At 67.9% G+C, this 17,324-nt stretch carries 9 protein-coding genes; 2 read left to right on the top strand and 7 right to left on the bottom strand.

Translation table 11 applies throughout. The annotated features are described in order from the left end of the window. Positions 1-139: 139 nt before the first annotated feature. The 4 genes from tsaB to mrcB all read right to left on the bottom strand — a co-directional run bounded on the left by tsaB (position 140) and on the right by mrcB (position 6,456). Positions 140-853, bottom strand: coding sequence for a tRNA (adenosine(37)-N6)-threonylcarbamoyltransferase complex dimerization subunit type 1 TsaB (gene tsaB / locus GIW57_RS13590; RefSeq protein ID WP_236511524.1), 714 nt, complete (start codon positions 851-853; stop codon positions 140-142). Positions 854-862: 9 nt separating this feature from the next. After that, on the bottom strand, positions 863-2,911 hold the full coding sequence (locus GIW57_RS13585) for an ATP-dependent DNA helicase (protein ID WP_236511522.1): 2,049 nt from the start codon (positions 2,909-2,911) through the stop codon (positions 863-865). Positions 2,912-3,484: 573 nt separating this feature from the next. Next, complete coding sequence (locus GIW57_RS13580; RefSeq protein WP_236511520.1) at positions 3,485-4,021, bottom strand: hypothetical protein; 537 nt, start codon at positions 4,019-4,021, stop codon at positions 3,485-3,487. Continuing rightward, on the bottom strand, positions 4,018-6,456 hold the full coding sequence (gene mrcB / locus GIW57_RS13575; RefSeq protein WP_236511518.1) for a penicillin-binding protein 1B: 2,439 nt from the start codon (positions 6,454-6,456) through the stop codon (positions 4,018-4,020). The genes GIW57_RS13580 and mrcB overlap by 4 nt, the downstream gene beginning before the upstream one ends. A 95-nt stretch (positions 6,457-6,551) precedes the next feature. Between mrcB and GIW57_RS13570 the strand changes: the two genes are divergently transcribed. After that, the gene (locus GIW57_RS13570; RefSeq protein ID WP_236511516.1) at positions 6,552-8,651 is read left to right on the top strand and encodes a glycosyltransferase; all 2,100 of its coding nucleotides are present in this window, start codon (positions 6,552-6,554) and stop codon (positions 8,649-8,651) included. Here GIW57_RS13570 and GIW57_RS13565 read toward each other — a convergent pair. Both GIW57_RS13565 and GIW57_RS13560 read right to left on the bottom strand, forming a co-directional pair. Next, positions 8,648-10,213 (bottom strand): hypothetical protein, encoded by a 1,566-nt coding sequence (locus GIW57_RS13565; RefSeq protein ID WP_236511514.1) that lies wholly within the window; start codon positions 10,211-10,213, stop codon positions 8,648-8,650. The two genes, GIW57_RS13570 and GIW57_RS13565, sit on opposite strands and share 4 nt — an antisense overlap. Before the next feature lie 30 nt (positions 10,214-10,243). After that, on the bottom strand, positions 10,244-12,400 hold the full coding sequence (locus tag GIW57_RS13560; protein WP_236511512.1) for a bifunctional (p)ppGpp synthetase/guanosine-3',5'-bis(diphosphate) 3'-pyrophosphohydrolase: 2,157 nt from the start codon (positions 12,398-12,400) through the stop codon (positions 10,244-10,246). Between the two features lie 130 nt (positions 12,401-12,530). On the opposite strand from GIW57_RS13560, the gene GIW57_RS13555 reads away from it, so the two are divergent. Beyond that, on the top strand, positions 12,531-13,067 hold the full coding sequence (locus tag GIW57_RS13555; RefSeq protein ID WP_236511510.1) for a hypothetical protein: 537 nt from the start codon (positions 12,531-12,533) through the stop codon (positions 13,065-13,067). A gap of 108 nt (positions 13,068-13,175) precedes the next feature. On the opposite strand, the gene hrpA is transcribed toward GIW57_RS13555, so the two are convergent. Next, entirely contained in the window at positions 13,176-17,261 is a 4,086-nt protein-coding gene (gene hrpA, locus GIW57_RS13550; protein ID WP_100460109.1) for an ATP-dependent RNA helicase HrpA, read from the bottom strand. Positions 17,262-17,324: the final 63 nt, after the last annotated feature.

Below are 17,324 nucleotides of genomic sequence, written 5' to 3'. Positions count from 1 at the left end.
GGGTGGGTTCGCGGGGGTGTCCGCGGCATGGATGCCGCGGCCAAGCCCCCATGGATGGGTTCACGGCGTCCCCCGCGAACCCACCCCGCCCGGCCAAGCGAGGCTTTTGATCTACGCGACCAACCAAGCCACGAGGGGCTCAGCCGTTGGCTTTCGCCTTCGCGTCCCGCGCAGCCTGCTGCTCGACCAGCGTCAGCGCCACGTTGTCACGCAGGTACGCCGGCTCGACCTTCTCCGCAGCAATGCCTTCGCCACGTGCGAACGCCGGCACCGCCAGTGCCAGTACATCCGCTGCATGCGGCAGCGCCGTTGCATCGAAGCGGCGCAGGCCAGCCCCCAGCTGCGCGACCAGCGCGCCCTCGGCCGCGGCAAACCCGGTGCCGACGCCGTAGACGGACGCAGCATCCGGCAACGACACCGCCGCCGGCACGCACACGCGCTCGGCATCCCGCGCCACCGGCAGTCCATCCACGCGCTCGAAGCGTGCCACGTACAACTCGCCCATCCGCGCATCGATCGCCGACAGGATCTGCTTCTCTTCCATCGGTGCGCGCAATGCCAGCACCTGCAGCGTCGACACCGGCAGCAATGGGCGATCCAGCGCCAGCGCGATGCCCTGTGCCAAGGCGATCGCCAGGCGCACACCGGTGAACGCACCGGGACCGCGACTGAGCGCGATGCCGTCCAGCTGGCGGCGGCTGATGCCGGCTTCGGCGAGCAGTTCCTCCGCCCACGGCAGGCTCAGTTCGGCGTGCCGGCGGGGGGCGATCTCGAAGCGCTCCAGTACCTGCCCATCAACATGCAGGGCTACGGAACAGGCTTCGGTGGCGGTTTCAAAGGCGAGCAGTTTCATCGGATCGGGTCAGAACAGGGGGAACGTGGCACCGGGAACCGGCTCCGGGCCCGCCACGGGGGCGGTCGGGGCTGCAGCATCTGCCACGGGCGCCCATTGTGGCGCAAAGAAGGCCTGCACATCGGCCAGTGCCCGGGTTCGCCGGAACGGCGGCAGCGACTGCAGGAAAACCTTGCCATAGCCACGGTTGAGCAGGCGCGGGTCGCACAGTACCAGCACACCCCGGTCGGTCTCGCTGCGGATCAGTCGGCCTACGCCCTGCTTCAGGGCAATGACCGCCTGTGGCAACTGCTCGTCGCGGAACGGATTGCCGCCCTGGGTACGGATTGCTTCCAGCCGCGCTTCATACACCGGATCATCGGGCGTGGCGAAAGGCAGCTTGTCGATCACCACCACGCTCAATGCCTCGCCAACCACATCCACGCCCTCGCGGAAGCTGGCCGATCCCAACAGCACGCCATTGCCCGATTCACGGAAACGCTGCAGCAGGGTCGCGCGCGGCGCTTCGCCCTGCACGAACAGCGGCCAGGGTCCATCACGCAAGGCCTCGGCTGCTTCGCGCAGCGCACGATGCGAAGCGAACAACAGGAACGCCCGGCCCTGCGACGCCTGCAGCACCGGACGCAGCACCTGGATCAGTGCGGTTCCGAAACCGCGTGCGGCTGGATCGGGCAAACCTTCAGGCAGATAGCACAGTGCCTGCTCGGGCCAGTTGAACGGGCTGGGCTGCACAAGTGTCTGCGGATCGTCCAGGCCCAGGCGCGTGGCGATGTGCTCGAAGCCGCCGCCAACGGTCAGCGTCGCCGAGGTGAAAATCCATGCGGCATGGCTGCGCTCGCGATGTTCGCGCAGCGGCGCGGACACATCCATCGGCGTGCGCTGGCAGCGGAAACCGCGCGGGGTCAATTCGTACCAGAGCACGTCGCCGGCGGCGGCGCTCGTTTCGGCGGGATCGGCATCGAAGTCGAGCGCGGGTTCTTCATCGCCCAGCCAACGGCCCAGCCGCGAAATCGCCTCGCGCGCGCGCGCATGGCAGGCATCCAGGCCGGCAGCGGCTTCGCGCAACGGTTGCAATGCCTGCTCCAGCACCACCAGGCTGGACATCACCGCATCGAAACCCTCGCGTACCTGCGGCATCGCCAATGCCCGCCACTGCGTACCGCGCGCGGGCAAGCCTTCCATCGCAGCACGCAGCGCAGACAAGGCCTGCTGCAGATGATCGACCGGTTCCTGCAATGCCGACTGCGCGCCCCCCACGCCGCGCGCTTCAACCAGACAGTCACGGCCCAGCTCCTGCCAGGGGCGCATGCCGAAGCCTTCGCCGAAGAACTGCGCGGCCAGCTCGGGCAACTGATGGGCCTCGTCGATGACGAAGGCCTGCGCACCGGGCAGCAGCTCGCCGAAGCCCTCCTGCTTCAGCGCGAGATCGGCGAGCAGCAGATGGTGGTTGACCACGACCAGGTCGGCGGCCTGCGCACGCTGGCGGGCACGCACGACGAAGCAGTCATCCCAGAAGGGGCACTCGTTGCCCAGGCAGTTGTCGACGGTGGAGGTGACGATCGGCAGCAGCGGCGAGTCATCGGCCAGGCCATCGAGTTCAGCGATATCGCCCGAATCCGAGCGCCCCGACCAGGCCAGGATGCGCTGGAACTGTGCCGCTTGTTCCGGGCTGGAAAAACGCGGCTCACCGCGTGCCTGCTGCAGGCGATAGCGGCACAGGTAGTTGCTGCGTCCCTTCAGCAACGCGCTGCGCAGTCCGACGCCCAGCGCCTGGCGCACGCGCGGCAGGTCACGGTGATAGAGCTGGTCCTGCAGCGCGCGGGTACCGGTGGAAATGATGGTGCGCATTCCGGACAGCAGCACCGGCACCAGATAGGCAAAGGTCTTGCCGGTGCCGGTACCGGCTTCGGCGAGCAGCAGGTCGCGCTGCTGCATCGACGCGGCAATGGCCTCGGTCAGGCGCAGCTGCGCAGGACGCGGGACGAATGCATCCAGGTGGGAGGCGAGCGCGCCGCCTTCGCTGAGGGCTTCGCGGCTGGCATGGACAAGGTCGGACATCAGGTGGAAAGGATACCCGGCCGGGCGCTGCCCGGCACCCGTTTCAAGCCAGAGCACAGGCAAAAGCAACGGCAACAGCGTTTGTTCATGGCTCTGGGTTGCTACGTGCTGGGGCGGGTCGGACGGGGCAGGCAGGACACGCCGTGAACCCATCCATGGGGGCTCGATGGCGCCATCCATGGCGCCAACGGTCCTGCAGGCCCACACCGCCCCACCCTCGACAGTTTCCCGGTGACGGAATGCAAAGGCAGAGCGGAAGCGGTTGGTTTGACGGGAAAGTAGAAGGGGTCGGAGCCGTTTTCCTTTGGAAAACGGTTCCGACCCCTCAGCGAGCACGCACAGCGCGCGACCCGCGTTTGAGTTTGATTTTGTTCTTGCCTGCGGCGGCCACAGGAAACTGTCCGTGGCCGGGTGGATGGGCTGGACAGGGGCGTGAGCCGCATGGATGCGGCGACCGAGCTTACATGGACGTACTTGCAGCGCCCCCTGCCCAGTCCATCCACCCGGCCAACCCACATCAGGCCATCAGCCCGCCCGCCGCAGAGGGGGCAGCGCCCGATGGAGGGGAATACCTCAGTACCGCTTGATCCCCGGCACCGTGCAACCTTCAATCTGCGCATGCGCGGACACCGCATTCTCCTTCTCGGCCCGCGCCAGGCGCGCCTGTTCAATCGTCGCCCAGTGCCGGCGGCACAGCGGCCCCGTCTTCGAACCCAGGTCCACGGCCTTGCGTGCGAACGTTTCCGCCTCCGCCCACTGGCCCTGCAGCAGCGCCAGTTCCGCGCGTTCCTGCAATACCGACGGATCACCGGCCACGATCTGCAACGCCTGGTCCAGGCTGCCGGCCGCGCCGGCCAGATCATTGGCCTGGCGCTGGGTCAGCGCCGTCTGCCGCAGATCCTCCACCTGCGAATCACGCAGCGGCTGCACCGACAGTTCCTTGTCATCCGGGCCAGCTGCCGCTTCCACGGCTGCCAGCCGCTGTGCAGGCGTGGTGGTGTCCACCGGCTTGACCACCTGCGGCGCGCTGCTCACGCAGGCCGCCAGGGCCAGGGTGAGGCCACTCAGGACCAGGGGCTGGAACAGCGAACGGATAGTCATCGGCATCATCGGCTTGGAGGAGGAGTCGCGGCAGCAGGTGCTGCGGCAGGTTCAGCGGCGGGTTCCGGTTTACGGTCGAGGCCGAACCAGCTGCGCCAACCGCCGCCCTCGCCTTCGGCACCGCCCTGCGCGTCCGGCAAGGCGGCCGGTGCGCACGGCTCGTAAGCCGGCGCATAGCCGACCACGAACGGGAATCGCCGTGCGCCGGGGCAGCCTTCGTCAGTGCTGTTGGTCCCGGTCGCTGCGACCGGTTGCCAGTCAAGGCCCTTGTTGCTGACTTTCAGCGGCGCGGTCGGCAGGCGCTGGAAGATGCCTGACCAGACGCGCATCGCGCCGGTGGCGCCGTACAGGCCGGCCTGTTCGTTCTGGTCGTTGCCCATCCAGATCACCGCCAGGTGATCGCCGGTGTAACCGGCATACCAACTGTCGCGGCCATCATTGGTGGTGCCGGTCTTGCCGGCCGGCTGCAGGCGGGCCAGGCCATCGGCGTTCAAACGCTGCGCGGTACCACTGGCCACCACCTGCTGCAGGCCGATGCTGATCAGGTTGGCGGCGATGGAGTCACCTTCCTGTGCCGGTGCAGGCGTCTTGTCGTAGCGCTTGAGCAGCTTGCCCTGCGGATCAAGGACGCCACGCACCGCGTGCAGCGGCTGGATCTCGCCACCCGATGCCAGGAACTGGTACAGCTGCGCCATCGCGTACGGGCTCTGGTCGGTCGAGCCGAGGATCACCGCCGGATTCGGCTCGGCCTTGATGCCGGCCAGCACATGGATCAACTGGGTCACCCGCTCCGGCCCAACCTGCATGCCCACGCGTACCGTGGCCTGGTTGTAGGAGTGGGCGAGCGCGTCGATCAGGCGCACGGCGCCGTGGCTGCGGTTGTCCGCATTGCCGGGATTCCAGTTGCGGCCGCGGCTGAGCTGCACGGTCACCGGCGAATCGTCGACCCAGCTGGCCAGCGAATAGCGGTCCGGCTGCGCGAGCGCCAGCAGGTACACGAACGGCTTGAGCAGCGAGCCGACCGGGCGCTGCGCCTCGATGGCGCGGTTGAAGCCGACCTCGGACACTTCGCGACTGCCGATCACCGCCACCACGTCACCGTTGTGCACGTCGGTCATCACCAGGCCGGCCTGCAGCTCGGGGCGACGCTTGCTTTCCAGCGACTTGATGGTGCGCGTGACCGCGCCTTCGGCATAGGCCTGCGCGGAAGGCGACATGCCACTCATCACGCTCAGGCCGGCGCCCTGCAGGGCCGATTCCGGGTAGTCGTGGCCAAGCTGGCGACGCACCAGGTCGACGTAGGCCGGGAAGCGGTTGGCTGCCACCAGCCCCGGGGTCTTGGGCACGCCCAGCGGCGCCTTCAATGCACGCTGGTACTCGGCATCGTCGATCAGGGTCGCCTCGTGCAGTTTGCCCAGCACGAAGTTGCGACGGTCCAGCGCACGCTCGGGATTGCGCCGCGGGTCGTAGTAGGACGGCCCCTTGACCAGGCCGATCAACAGCGCGATCTGCTCGGTTTCCAGCGAGGAAAGATCGCGCCCGAACCAGAACTCGGCACCGGAGGACATGCCGTGGATCGCCTGGCTGCCGCGCTGTCCCAGATATACCTGGTTGAGGTAGGCCTCGAAGATGGTGCGCTTGTCATAGCGCGCTTCCATGATCAACGCGTACAGCACTTCGTTGAATTTGCGGGTGACGGTCTGTTCCTTGCCGATGCCGAGCAGGCCACTGCGGGCCAGCTGCTGGGTCAGGGTGGAAGCGCCCTGGCGGCTCTGCCCACCGGAGCGGACCGTCACCCAGACCGCGCGCGCGATGCCGGACAGATCGATGCCGTGATGGCGGTTGAAATCCTTGTCCTCGACCGCCTGCAGGCCAGTGACCAACAGGTCCGGGGCCTCGTTCATGCGGATCAGGCGGCGTTCTTCCTGCTTCTGCCCATACAGCGTGGCGATGCGCGCAGGATCCATGCGGGCCGCCTTCAGCGCCTTGCGGCTGTCGGCGTCGCGCAGCGAGGCGATGCTGCCGCCGGACAGCGACAGCTCGACCCGACGCGCGGCGACCTGGCCATCGACATCGTTGTAGCCGCGGCTGGAAATGACGAAGCGGCCGCCCTGCACCGCATAGGTTGCCGGCTCCTTGCCCTGGCCATCATCGCGATAGGCCGAGGCGGCCAGTTCGGTCTTCAGGGTCGCCGCATCCATCGCCTTGCCGGGCATCAGCACCAGCGGCCGTGCATAGACGCGCGTCGGGATCTGCCAGCGCAGTTCACCGAAACGTTGCGTCACCTGTTGGTTCAGGTACAGCGTATAGGGGATCAGGAAACCCAATCCCAACGCGACCGCCGCCATGCTCCAGGTGATCAGCCGTCGGCGCCAGAGCGGACCGGTGTCCTGCTGGTCGTCGTCGAAATCGTCGATATCGTCTGAATCGTAGCGTCGGGGCACGGGAATGCGACAATGTAGGGTCTGGCGAGTCTACCCCAGCCGCTGCGGCAGGCGAATTCTCCCGGCCCCCCTGCTTAAGCTGGAGTTGCACCCGGATGGCGATGTCCCTGGCCGAAATCCGCTACCTGATCAATCGCCTGACCGGGCTGGCCCGCCGCAGCCTGGCCAGCCTGCGCACCCGCGGCTGGCGGGCCACCTGGCAGCGGATCCGGGTGCACAGCCAGCGCGCCGTCCCAGCACCGCGCAAACCCCTGTACCTGCCACCGGCACAGCCGTTCGCTCCCTTCGCGGTGCCGACCAGCGATACGCCGGACGTCAGCATCGTCATTCCGGTCTACAACCACGTCGACCATACCCTGGCCTGCCTGCGCGCCCTGGCCGCGCACCCGCCGTCGGTGCCCTGTGAGATCCTCGTGGTGGACGACGGCAGCAGCGACGCAACGGTGCAGTGGATGCCGCAGATCAGCGGCCTGCGCTACGAAGTACGCGAGCGCAACGGCGGCTTCATCGAGGCCTGCAACGACGGCGTGTCGCGCACGCGCGGTCGCTACGTGGTGCTGCTCAACAACGATACGGTGCCGCAGCCGGGCTGGCTGGAGGCATTGCTGGACACCTTTGCGACCGTCGCCGATGCCGGCCTGGTCGGCAGCCAACTGCTGTATCCCGACGGCCGCCTGCAGGAATCGGGCGGGGTGATCTTCGGCGATGGCAGTGGCTGGAGCTACGGCCGTTTCGAAGCGGCCGATGATCCCCGCTTCGCCAGCCTGCGCGACGTCGATTACTGCTCCGGCGCCGCGCTGATGCTGCCCCGCGCACTGTGGCAACAACTGGGCGGCTTCGACACCCGCTACAAGCCGGCCTACTACGAAGACACCGACCTGGCCTTCCGCGTGCGTGCACAGGGCCTGCGCGTGCTGGTGCAGCCGGCCAGCCGGGTGATCCACGATGAAGGCACCAGCAACGGCACCGATACCGGCAGCGGCGTGAAGGCCTACCAGGTACGCAACCAAGGTGTTTTCGCAGCCAGATGGGCCGCTGAACTGGCCTCCCATCCGAAGGTCGGCGAGGTGCCCTCGCCGGCGCTGCTGCTGCGCGGCCGTCGCCAGGTGCTGATCCTCGACGAGGAAGTGCCGCGCCCGGAACGCGACTCCGGCTCGCTGCGGCAGGTCAACCTGATCCGCCTGCTGCTGCAGGGCGGCGCCCACGTGGTGTTCGTGCCCACCCGGCGCGAACACGGCGGCGTGGCGACCGAAGCCCTGCAGCGGATGGGCGTGGAAGTCTGGTACACGCCCTTCCTGGACGGTGTTGCAGGCTGGCTGCGCAGCCACGGCACCCGCTTCAACGTGGTGATGATGGTGCGCCACCACGTCGCCAACGAATGCCTGCCGCTGCTCAAACGCTATGCGCCGCAGGCCCGCACCGTGTTCGACACCGTCGACCTGCACTACCTGCGCGAGCGCCGTGGTGCGGAAGTGGCGGGCGATGCCGGCCTGCTGCGCAACGCAGAGCGCACCCGCGCCAGCGAACTGGCAGTGATGGACCAGTGCGACATCACCGTACTGGTCAGCGCCGCCGAGCGCGAACAGCTGCAGGCCGATGCACCCCAGGTGCGGGTGGAACTGATCTCCAACCTGCATGAAGTTGCCGGCGTAGGCGCGCCGTTCGCGCAGCGTCACAACCTGGTGTTCGTCGGCGGCTTCCGCCATCCGCCGAACCTGGATGCGATGGAGTGGTTCATCGGCGACGTGTTCCCGCGCATCCGCGATGCGCTGCCGCAGATGCGCCTGCATTGCATCGGTGCCGGCGCACCGGACACGCTGCTTGCCCTGGCAGCCAACCAGCCGGGCGTAGTGATGCATGGCTTCGTCGAAGACATCGTTCCGTACATGGACGGTGCCCGCATCGCCATCGCGCCGCTGCGTTTCGGCGCCGGTGTGAAGGGCAAGATCAACCTGAGCATGGCCCATGGGCAGCCCGTGGTCGGCACCACCTGCGCGGTGGAAGGCATGCACCTGCGCGCCGGCCAGGATGTGCTGGTGGCCGACGATGCAGCGGGCTTTGCCGATGCGGTGGTCCGCCTGTACCAGGACCCTGTGCTCTGGCAGCAGCTGGCCGCCGCTGGCCTGGCCAACGTGGCCGAGCATTTCTCGCTGGATGCCGCATCGGCAACCGTGCAGCGGGTGTTCTTCGATTAGTCGATGTGACCGCCTGCGTGCCGCAGGCGGTCCTCGAACGCGGCAAGCTCGGCCAGATCCGGCTGCAGCCGCCGCACCTGCTCCACGGCCGAGGCGGCGAATTCCACATCACCGCGACCCAGCCGCTCGCTGCCGATCGCCAGCCAGCGCTGCGCCAGACGGGCACGCGCATCGGGCAATCCTGCAGCCGTCGGCGCCAGCGTCTGCCAGGCCTGCAGGCACGCACCTGCGGCCTGCACCCGGTTCTGTCGCAGGTTGTCATCGAAGCAGGACCTGCTGGCCGGCAGCAGGCGCGCTGCCGCCGCCTTGACCCGGCTGTCGCGCGGCGCCAGCGCCTGCGCTTCGCGCAGCGCATCGAAGGCGCTGTGACCGGGGGGACTGATCCACTGCCCGGCGCGCTCGGCGCGATCGATCTGGCGCAACCGATCGCGCAGCTGGCGCTCACGCTGGGCCGTGCTGATGCCCGGTTGCTGCAACGACTGGCGTGCCTGTCGCGCACGCTGCAGGCGCTGTGCCAGCTGCTGCTGTGCCGCCTGCGAGGCGCCCAGCCCCGCCGCGAGCGCAGCGTCCTTGTCGGCCGCCTCGAACTGGAAATCGTCGGCCCGCTTCTGGCTGCGTGCCAGCAACGCCTGCACGGTCTGCTCGCGCCCCCGCAATGCAGCGGGATCATCGGCGGTGACCGCCAGCACGGCCTGGAAACTGTCTGCAGCCGTCTCGAGTTGCTGCCGTTTGAGCGCACGCTGGCCCTGCTGCAGCCGCTGGTCGACGGCCTGGGCCAGCGCTTCCTGGCTGGCAGGAAGCTCGGAATGACCTGCGTCGAACTGGCGTGCACGCTGCAGGATCGCAGCCGCCGTGGCCAATTCGCCGCGCGCGGCCTGGGCACGCGCCTGCTGCAGCAGGTCGCTCAATGCATCCTCGCGGCCTTCCAGCGCAGGCAGGTTGTCCGGTTGCAGCGCCAGCACACGCTGGAACAACGGCAACGCACTGCTGTCGCCGTCGTCCAGCCGCCCCGCTGCAAAGGCATTGCGGGCCTGCGCAAGCAAGGCACCGATGCCAGCGCCGGCACGACGACGCGCCTGCAGTTGCTGGGCCACCGCATCTGCCTCGGCACGCGGCACCTGCAGCTCACGCGCCAACGCCAGCGCCTGCGCACTGCCGTCCAGGTCGCCCGCCTGCAGCCGCTCACGCGACTGCTGCAACGCTGCCGCGCCGGTGCGGGCCAGTCCCTGCCGCGCCTGCGGGCGGTCGCCATCCAACGCCAGCACCGCCTGGTAGCGTTCGCGCGCGCCGCTGCCGTCGGCCGCAGTCAGGCGCCCGTCGGCCAGCGCGCGATCGCCCTCGGCCAGCAGTTGCTCTATCTGTGGCTCATCCCAGAACCAGTCGGCCAGCGGCTTGCGCACCAGCACCAGCAGCACGAACACGGCTGCAGCAGCCAACAGCGCCCAACGCCACACCCGACGTGCATGGCGCGCCTGCAGCCACCACCAGCGGCTCTCGCGGCGAACGCGATCGAGCGCCGGATGTGCGGCGCCGTGTGAGCGATGCGGGGGCTCGCGTTCCATGCGTGCAGGGTAGCCGGGGCAGCGTGAAGCTCAGCCCAGACGACGCGCCTCGCTGACGCCGGGCAACGCATCGAGCTTGCCCAGCAGATTCGACAACTGGCCGTAGTCGCTGACCTTCAGCCGCAGGCGCAGATGCGCGCGGCCACTGTTGCGGACGTTGTCACTGTGGATGTCCAGCACGTAGGCGTCTTCCTGCGCGATCAGGTTGGTGATGTCCTTCAGCAGCCAGCGGCGGTCGACCGCATCGACCACCACGTCCACTTCGTAGCCACCGCCGGCCTGGCCCCATTCCACCGGCAGGATCCGCTGCGGGCTGGCCGCGGCCAGCCGCGCCAGCGCGACACAGTCTGCACGATGCACCGTGACACCCCGGCTACGGGTCAGGTAGCCGACAATCGGTTCGCCTGCCACGGGCTGGCAGCAGCGCGCCAACTGCACCAGCAGGTTGCCCACGCCCTGTACGGTGAACTTGGACTTGCCCAGGTTCTCGCGGCGCGCGGTCGGCCGCGGCAATGCCGCCGTCGGCGCCGGCTGGCTGGCCGCACGCTCGGCTTCCAGCAGCGAACGGCTGACCTGGTTGGGGCCGGTATCGCCGAGGGCGACCTGTATGTACAGGTCATCGACACTGTCGGCATGGAACTTCTTCGCCGCCGCGGCCAGGTCCGAATGCTGCAGGCCCAGCCGTTTCAGTTCGCGCTCCAGCAGCTCGCGCCCTGCCTGCACGTTGCGCGCACGGTCCAGCTTGTGGAACCAGCTGCGCACCTTCTCGCGCGAGCGGTTGCTGGCCAGGAAGCCGTTGGCCGGCATCAGCCAGTCGCGGCGCGGGTCGGCCTCCTTGCCGGTCAGGATCTCGACCCGATCACCGCTGCGCAGCCGGTAGGTCAACGGCACGATGCGGCCGTTGACCTTGGCGCCACGGCAGCGGTGCCCGACCATGGTGTGCACCTGGTAGGCAAAATCCAGCGGTGTGGCACCCTGCGGCAGGTCCAGCACCTCGTCCTTCGGGGTCAGCGCATAGACCCGGTCCTCGGTCAGCTCGGCATCGAGCGCTCCGGCCAGTTCATTGCCCTGTCCGTCCTGTGCCTGCTCCAGCAGCTGCCGCATCCAGGTGATCTTGCGATCGAACGACTTCTCCGCGCCCTTGCCGCCTTCCTTGTACTTCCAGTGCGCGGCCACGCCCAGCTCGGCCTGCGCGTGCATGTCGTGGGTGCGGATCTGCACTTCGATGGTGCGCCCTTCGGGGCCCACCACCGCCGTGTGCAGCGAGCGGTAATCATTGGCCTTGGGCCGGGCGATGTAATCGTCGAACTCACTCGGCACCGGCGCCCACAGCGCATGCACCACACCGAGTGCGGCGTAGCAGGCGGCCACGTCGTCAACCATCACCCGTACCGCACGGATGTCATACAGCTGGTCGAAGGCCAGGCGCTTTTTCTGCATCTTCCGCCAGATGCTGTAGATGTGCTTGGGCCGGCCACTGACCTCGGCGTGGATGCCCTGCACGCCCAGTTCGCGCGACAGCACCTTCTTCACGTTCTCGACATAGCGCTCGCGGGCGATGCGCGTTTCGTCGACCTCGCGCGCGATACGGCGGTAGGTGTCCGGTTCCAGGTGGCGGAACGCCAGGTCTTCCAGTTCCCATTTCAACTGCCAGATGCCCAGCCGGTTGGCCAGCGGCGCATGGATGTCGCGGGTCAACTGGGCCAGCGCGCGGCGCTGTTCCTCATCGAGCTTGTCGGCCGCGCGCATGCGCGCCAGCTGCCGGGCCAGCAGGATCGGCACCACCCGCAGGTCGCGGATGATGGCCAGCAGCAACCGGCGCAGGCCTTCGCTGTTGCGGCCCGCCTCGCGACCGGCGTGCAGGGCCCACACCGGGTCGGCTGCGTCCTGGCCGTCGAGCAGGCCGATCACCGCCGCCTTGTGGCTGCCCAACGGCAGTGTGTCGAGGTGGACGCGCAGGCCCGGCAGATCGAACAGCAGGGCCGCCACCACGGCGCCCTCGTCTGCCGAGAGCATCGCCAGCGCGTCCAGGGTATCGCCCAGCACCGACCAGCTGGCACGCATCTGCGGGTCGCAGTCCGGCGATTCCCAATGCCCGCGCAGGGCCTGGCGCAGCGGAGCAGGCAGCACGGCTGCCGAGGGACGGTTCAACAAGGCATCCAGGCCGGGGACGGAAGCGCGGTTCACAGCATCGAGCAGGCAAGACAGAAGCCCCTACACTAGCGCCGCAGCCGTTCAGGAACAATCGCCGCGGCCACCATCGCCGGGAATGTGGACATGCCGCTACACTCGCCGACATCCACGGGAGAGTTCCGCCATGCCTTCGATCACCCTGCCTTTCCGCCCGCGCCTGCTGGCCTGTGCCGCCCTGCTGCTGTCCCTGTCGGCACCCGCGCTGGCCCAGCGCGTGGTGCAGGGTGACCTGCAGCAGCAGATGTCAGCGGCCGAATTCAAGGCCGCCGGCCTGGACAAACTCAATGCCGCCGAGCTGGCCACGCTGAACCGCTGGCTGCAGGGCAAGGTTGAAGCCGCCACCACCGAAGCCGTCGCTGCGGTGCGTGAGGAAGCGCGCGAGGAAGGCCGCCAGGAAGTGATTGTGAAGAACCGCGGCTTCTTCGACTTCGGTAGCAACGAGCCGATCAGCGGTGTGCTGCAGGGCGAGTTCCGCGGTTTCGGCAAGGGCCGGATCTACGTGCTGGACAATGGCCAGCAGTGGGAACAGACCGATACCACCTCGGTGTCCGGCGTGCGCAAGCAATCGCCGAAGGTCAGCATCAGCCCCGGGGTGATGGGCGTGTGGTACATGAAGGTCGAAGGCGTGAACACCCAGCCCAAGGTGCGTCGCACCAAGTAACGGCGCCATCGGCCGCTACCGCCGGGACCCACCGCACATCCACGCCATGCGTGGATGGCATGGCGCTTGACCCCACCGGCGAGCACCCGGCGGGGTCAGGGCCAAGGGTTACGAGGCCTGGCGCAGTGCGGTCACCCGCTGCGCCAGCTTCTTCGCCGAGACGCCGGTGCGTGCGCCCAGTTCCTGCGCGAACAACGACACCCTCAGTTCTTCCAGGTCCCAGCGCAGTGCCTGCCACTGCGGCCGCTCGCGCAGGCCCTGCTGCTCGCCCACCTGCAACGCCTCCAGGAACGGATGCAGTTCCAGCATGCGCGCCTGGTCACGCGGCGGATCGCGCTTGGCACGTTCGGTGCGCAGGATCATCGCTTTCAGGTAGCGCGGGTACTGCGCCAGGGCATCTGCCGGCGTGTCGCGCAGGAAGCCCGGATGGATCAGTCCAACCAGCTGCGCTTCCATGTCATCCAGATTGCCGCGCGCCCAGCCCATCAACGGTGCCTCCAGCATCGGCTTCAACTCGGCCACCAGGGCAAGGATCGACTCGGCCAGCTTCAACCGCTGCATGGCTTCGCCGAACAGCATTTTTGCCGCATGTTCACGACGCTGCTCGAACGCCGCCACATCGCGGATATCGCCCAGACCATCAGCCAGCACGGCATTCAGCGCCGCATCGACCAGATCGCCACGCAGGCGTTCCTGGGTTTCGATCGAGGCGTACAACAGTCCGGTTTTCGGCGCGACCGGCAACTGCTTGCGTGCCTGCTTGATCTTCTCGCCCAGGCCGATCTCCAGCAGCCGGCGCACGCCGAGCGGGTGCAATTCCTCGGCCTGTTGGCGATCGGCGTAGATACGCAGTGCGACGCTGTCCCCTTCATCCTTCAGCGCGGGATAGGCCGGCACGCCGGCTTCACCCGGTACCTGCAGCGGAATCGGTGTGGCCGGGAAGGTGCGCAGGCCATCGGCCGCCATCTCGCGCCCGGCACGTGCGGCGAATGCATCGCCGGCACGGCCGCCGAACTTCGCACGCAGCGCATCCAGGTCGCGCGACGTCGCCAGCACCTTGCCCTGCTCGTCGCGCAGGCGCAGGTTCATGTGCAGGTGCGGCTCGATTGAACCGGGCTCGAAATCGATCGCAGCCACACTTGCCCCGGTTGCCCGTGACAGGAAGCGCGCCAGCTCACCGGTGATCGCGTCGGCGCTGGGCTGCGGGAAAGCCTCGTAGAACGCACGCGCGAAATCCGGCGCCGGCACGTAGTTGCGCCGCATGGCCTTGGGCAGGCTGCGGATCAGCGCCGCCGCCTTGTCGGCAACGAAACCGGGCGCGAGCCATCCCAACTGCACTGCATCCAGTGCATTGAGCAGGTGCAGCGGAACGTCCAGGGTCACACCGTCATCCTCGGCCCCGGGCTCGAAGCGGTAGTGCAACGGCAGCCGCGCCTGGCCCAGGGCCAGGTACTTCGGGTAGCGCTCCTGCTCGCTGCCTTCGCCCGGCAGCAGATCCACCAGCGACCAGTGCAGGCCCTTGCGCTGTTCCGGCGGCAACGCCTTCCACCACGCATCCAGCCCGGACGCGGAGTGGATCTGCGGCGGCACCCGGTCCAGGTACCAGCGTGCCTGCCAGTCTTCGTCGGCGACGATGCCGGCGCGGCGCAGCTTGGCTTCTTCCTCGCGCGCCTGCTCCAGCACCTTCTGGTTGTCGGCCACGAAGCTGGCACGGGTGTTGATCTCGCCAGTCACCAACGCCTGCCGAACGAAGATATCGTGCGCTTCGCCCGGGTTGATGCGGCCATAGTGCACCGGCTTCTTCGGTGCCAGCACCAGCCCGAACAGGCTGATCTGTTCGGAGGCCAGCACCTGGCCCTGCGCACGCGACCAGTGCGGATCGAAGTGCTTGCGCAGCAGCAGGTGCGGCAGTTCGGCGATCACCCAGTCCGGCTCGATCGCCGCCAGGGTCATGCCCCATACCTTCTGCGTATCCAGCAGGTTGGCCGCCAGCAGCCACGGCGGCGGCCGCTTGGACAGCGTCGAGCCCGGGAACGGCAGGAAACGGCGTTGGCGCGGCGCCTGGAAATCGCCCTTTTCGCTGCGATGGCCGATCTGCGTGGGCAGGCCTGCCACCAAGGCCCGATGCAGGGTCTGGTAGGCATTGGCGCGCGCGCGTTCGCTGTAACCACCGCCGTCGGGCACCTGGTCCTTCTGCGCACGCGCGGCGACCGGCGCGGGCGTTGCTTCGGACTTGCCCTCGCGGGCCAGGCGCGCGGCACGGTGCAGCTGGCCGCGGGTCGCCTTCACCGCAGTGGCATCGTCACGTGCGGCTGGCGGGGCACTGCTGCCAGCCAGCAGCGGCGCCATCGACGCCTCGTTGCCCTCTTCCTTCCAGCCCAGTTCCTCGCACAGCAGGCGCAGCTGCCGATGCAGCTCGCGCCATTCACGCATGCGCAGGAAACCAAGGAAATGACGGCCGCACCAATCGCGCAGCTTGGACTGGGTCAGGTCTTCATGGGCCTGCCGGTAGGCATCCCACAGGCGCAGCACACCGACGAACTCGGAGCGGCCGTCAGCGAACTGTGCATGTGCATTGTCGGCGGCGCCACGCGCTTCGGGCGGTCGCTCGCGCGGATCCTGGATGCCCAGGAACGAGGCGATCACCAGCATCGGCCGCAGGCAGCCGGCAGCCTGTGCGGCAACCAGCATGCGTGCCAGCTTCACGTCCACCGGCAGGCGCGCCATCTGCTTGCCGATCGCGGTCAGATGGCGCTCGCTGTCGATCGCCCCCAGCTCGGTCAGATGCTGCCAACCGTCAGCGACGGCCCGCTCATCCGGTGCCTCAAGGAACGGGAAGTCCTCGATGCGGCCCAGGCCGAGCTGCAGCATGCGCAGGATCACCCCGGCCAGGCTGGAACGACGGATTTCCGGATCGGTGAACTCCGGTCGTGCCTGGAAATCGGCCTCGGCATACAGGCGGTAACAGATACCTTCAGCCACACGGCCACAGCGGCCCTTGCGCTGGTTGGCGCTGGCCTGCGAGATCGGCTCGATGTGCAGGCGGTCAAGCTTGTTGCGCGGGCTGTAACGCTTGACGCGAGCGAAACCGGGGTCGACCACATAGCGGATGCGCGGCACCGTCAGCGAGGTCTCGGCCACGTTGGTGGCCAGCACGATGCGCCGGTTCGGGCCAGGGTTGAACACCCGGTCCTGGTCCTGGTTGGACAGCCGTGCGTACAGCGGCAGCACTTCGGTATTGCGGTACTTGCGCCGCTCCAGCGACTGGTGCGCATCGCGGATCTCGCGCTCGCCCGGCAGGAAGATCAGTACGTCACCACGCGAATCCAGGCGGGTGATTTCGTCGATGGCCGAGACGATCGCATCGTTGACCGTGCGCTCGCCCTGCTCTTCACCCTCGCCCTCCAGCGCGCGATAGCGCACCTCCACCGGATAGGTACGGCCTTCGACGCTGATCACCGGTGCATTGTCGAAATGCTGGGCGAAACGCTCGGTGTCGATGGTCGCCGACGTGACGATCAGCTTCAGGTCCGGGCGTTTGCGCAGCAGCTGCTTGAGATAGCCGAGCAGGAAGTCGATGTTGAGGCTGCGCTCATGCGCTTCGTCGACGATGATCGTGTCGTAGTTCGACAACCAGCGATCACTGGCGATTTCGGCCAGCAGGATGCCGTCGGTCATGAACTTGATGCGGGTGTCTTCGCCGACCTTGTCGTTGAAGCGCACCTGGTAGCCCACCAGCTGGCCCAGCTCGCTGTGCAGCTCCTGCGCGACACGGCTGGCCACCGCACGCGCGGCGATCCGTCGCGGCTGCGTGCAGCCGATCATGCCCGCCTGGCCACGGCCGGCGGCCAGGCACAGTTTCGGCAGCTGCGTGGTCTTGCCCGAGCCGGTTTCACCGGCGATCACCACCACCTGATGGTCGCGGATCAACTGGGTGATGGTCTCGGCTTCACGCGCAATCGGCAGCTGAGGGTCCAGAGTAATGGCCGGCTGTTGTTGCGCCCGCGCCTGCCGGCGCTGCACCGAAACCTGCAAGGCCTGCTCGAAACTGGCGGCCAGCGCCGCATCCTGTGGCTTGGCCTGGCAACGCGAGAGCATTCCCAGCAATCGTCCACGGTCGCGGCTCATGGCGCCGTCGATGGCGGCACGCTGTTGGCGCTGGCGGGACTGCGGCATTTTGTCGATAGCGTTCATCAATCGGTTCGTTTAAAACTTTGAATGCGACCAGTCATCAAGACTGATTTATTGTGAAGGCCA

The sequence above is a fragment of the Stenotrophomonas sp. PA-6-5C genome (genome assembly GCF_021605635.1).
Classification (GTDB): domain Bacteria; phylum Pseudomonadota; class Gammaproteobacteria; order Xanthomonadales; family Xanthomonadaceae; genus Stenotrophomonas; species Stenotrophomonas lactitubi.
Note: the sequence above shows the minus strand (reverse complement) of the source record. Positions and strands in the feature narration are given on the sequence as shown.

Bases quoted from the DNA above. Each gene is read 5' to 3' on its own strand.
- GIW57_RS13555 (WP_236511510.1), top strand. From the start codon at position 12,531: ATGCCTTCGATCACCCTGCCTTTCCGCCCGCGCCTGCTGGCCTGTGCC.
- tsaB (WP_236511524.1), bottom strand. From the start codon at position 853: ATGAAACTGCTCGCCTTTGAAACCGCCACCGAAGCCTGTTCCGTAGCC.
- hrpA (WP_100460109.1), bottom strand. From the start codon at position 17,261: ATGAACGCTATCGACAAAATGCCGCAGTCCCGCCAGCGCCAACAGCGT.
- GIW57_RS13585 (WP_236511522.1), bottom strand. From the start codon at position 2,911: ATGTCCGACCTTGTCCATGCCAGCCGCGAAGCCCTCAGCGAAGGCGGC.
- GIW57_RS13565 (WP_236511514.1), bottom strand. From the start codon at position 10,213: ATGGAACGCGAGCCCCCGCATCGCTCACACGGCGCCGCACATCCGGCG.
- GIW57_RS13570 (WP_236511516.1), top strand. From the start codon at position 6,552: ATGGCGATGTCCCTGGCCGAAATCCGCTACCTGATCAATCGCCTGACC.
- GIW57_RS13580 (WP_236511520.1), bottom strand. From the start codon at position 4,021: ATGATGCCGATGACTATCCGTTCGCTGTTCCAGCCCCTGGTCCTGAGT.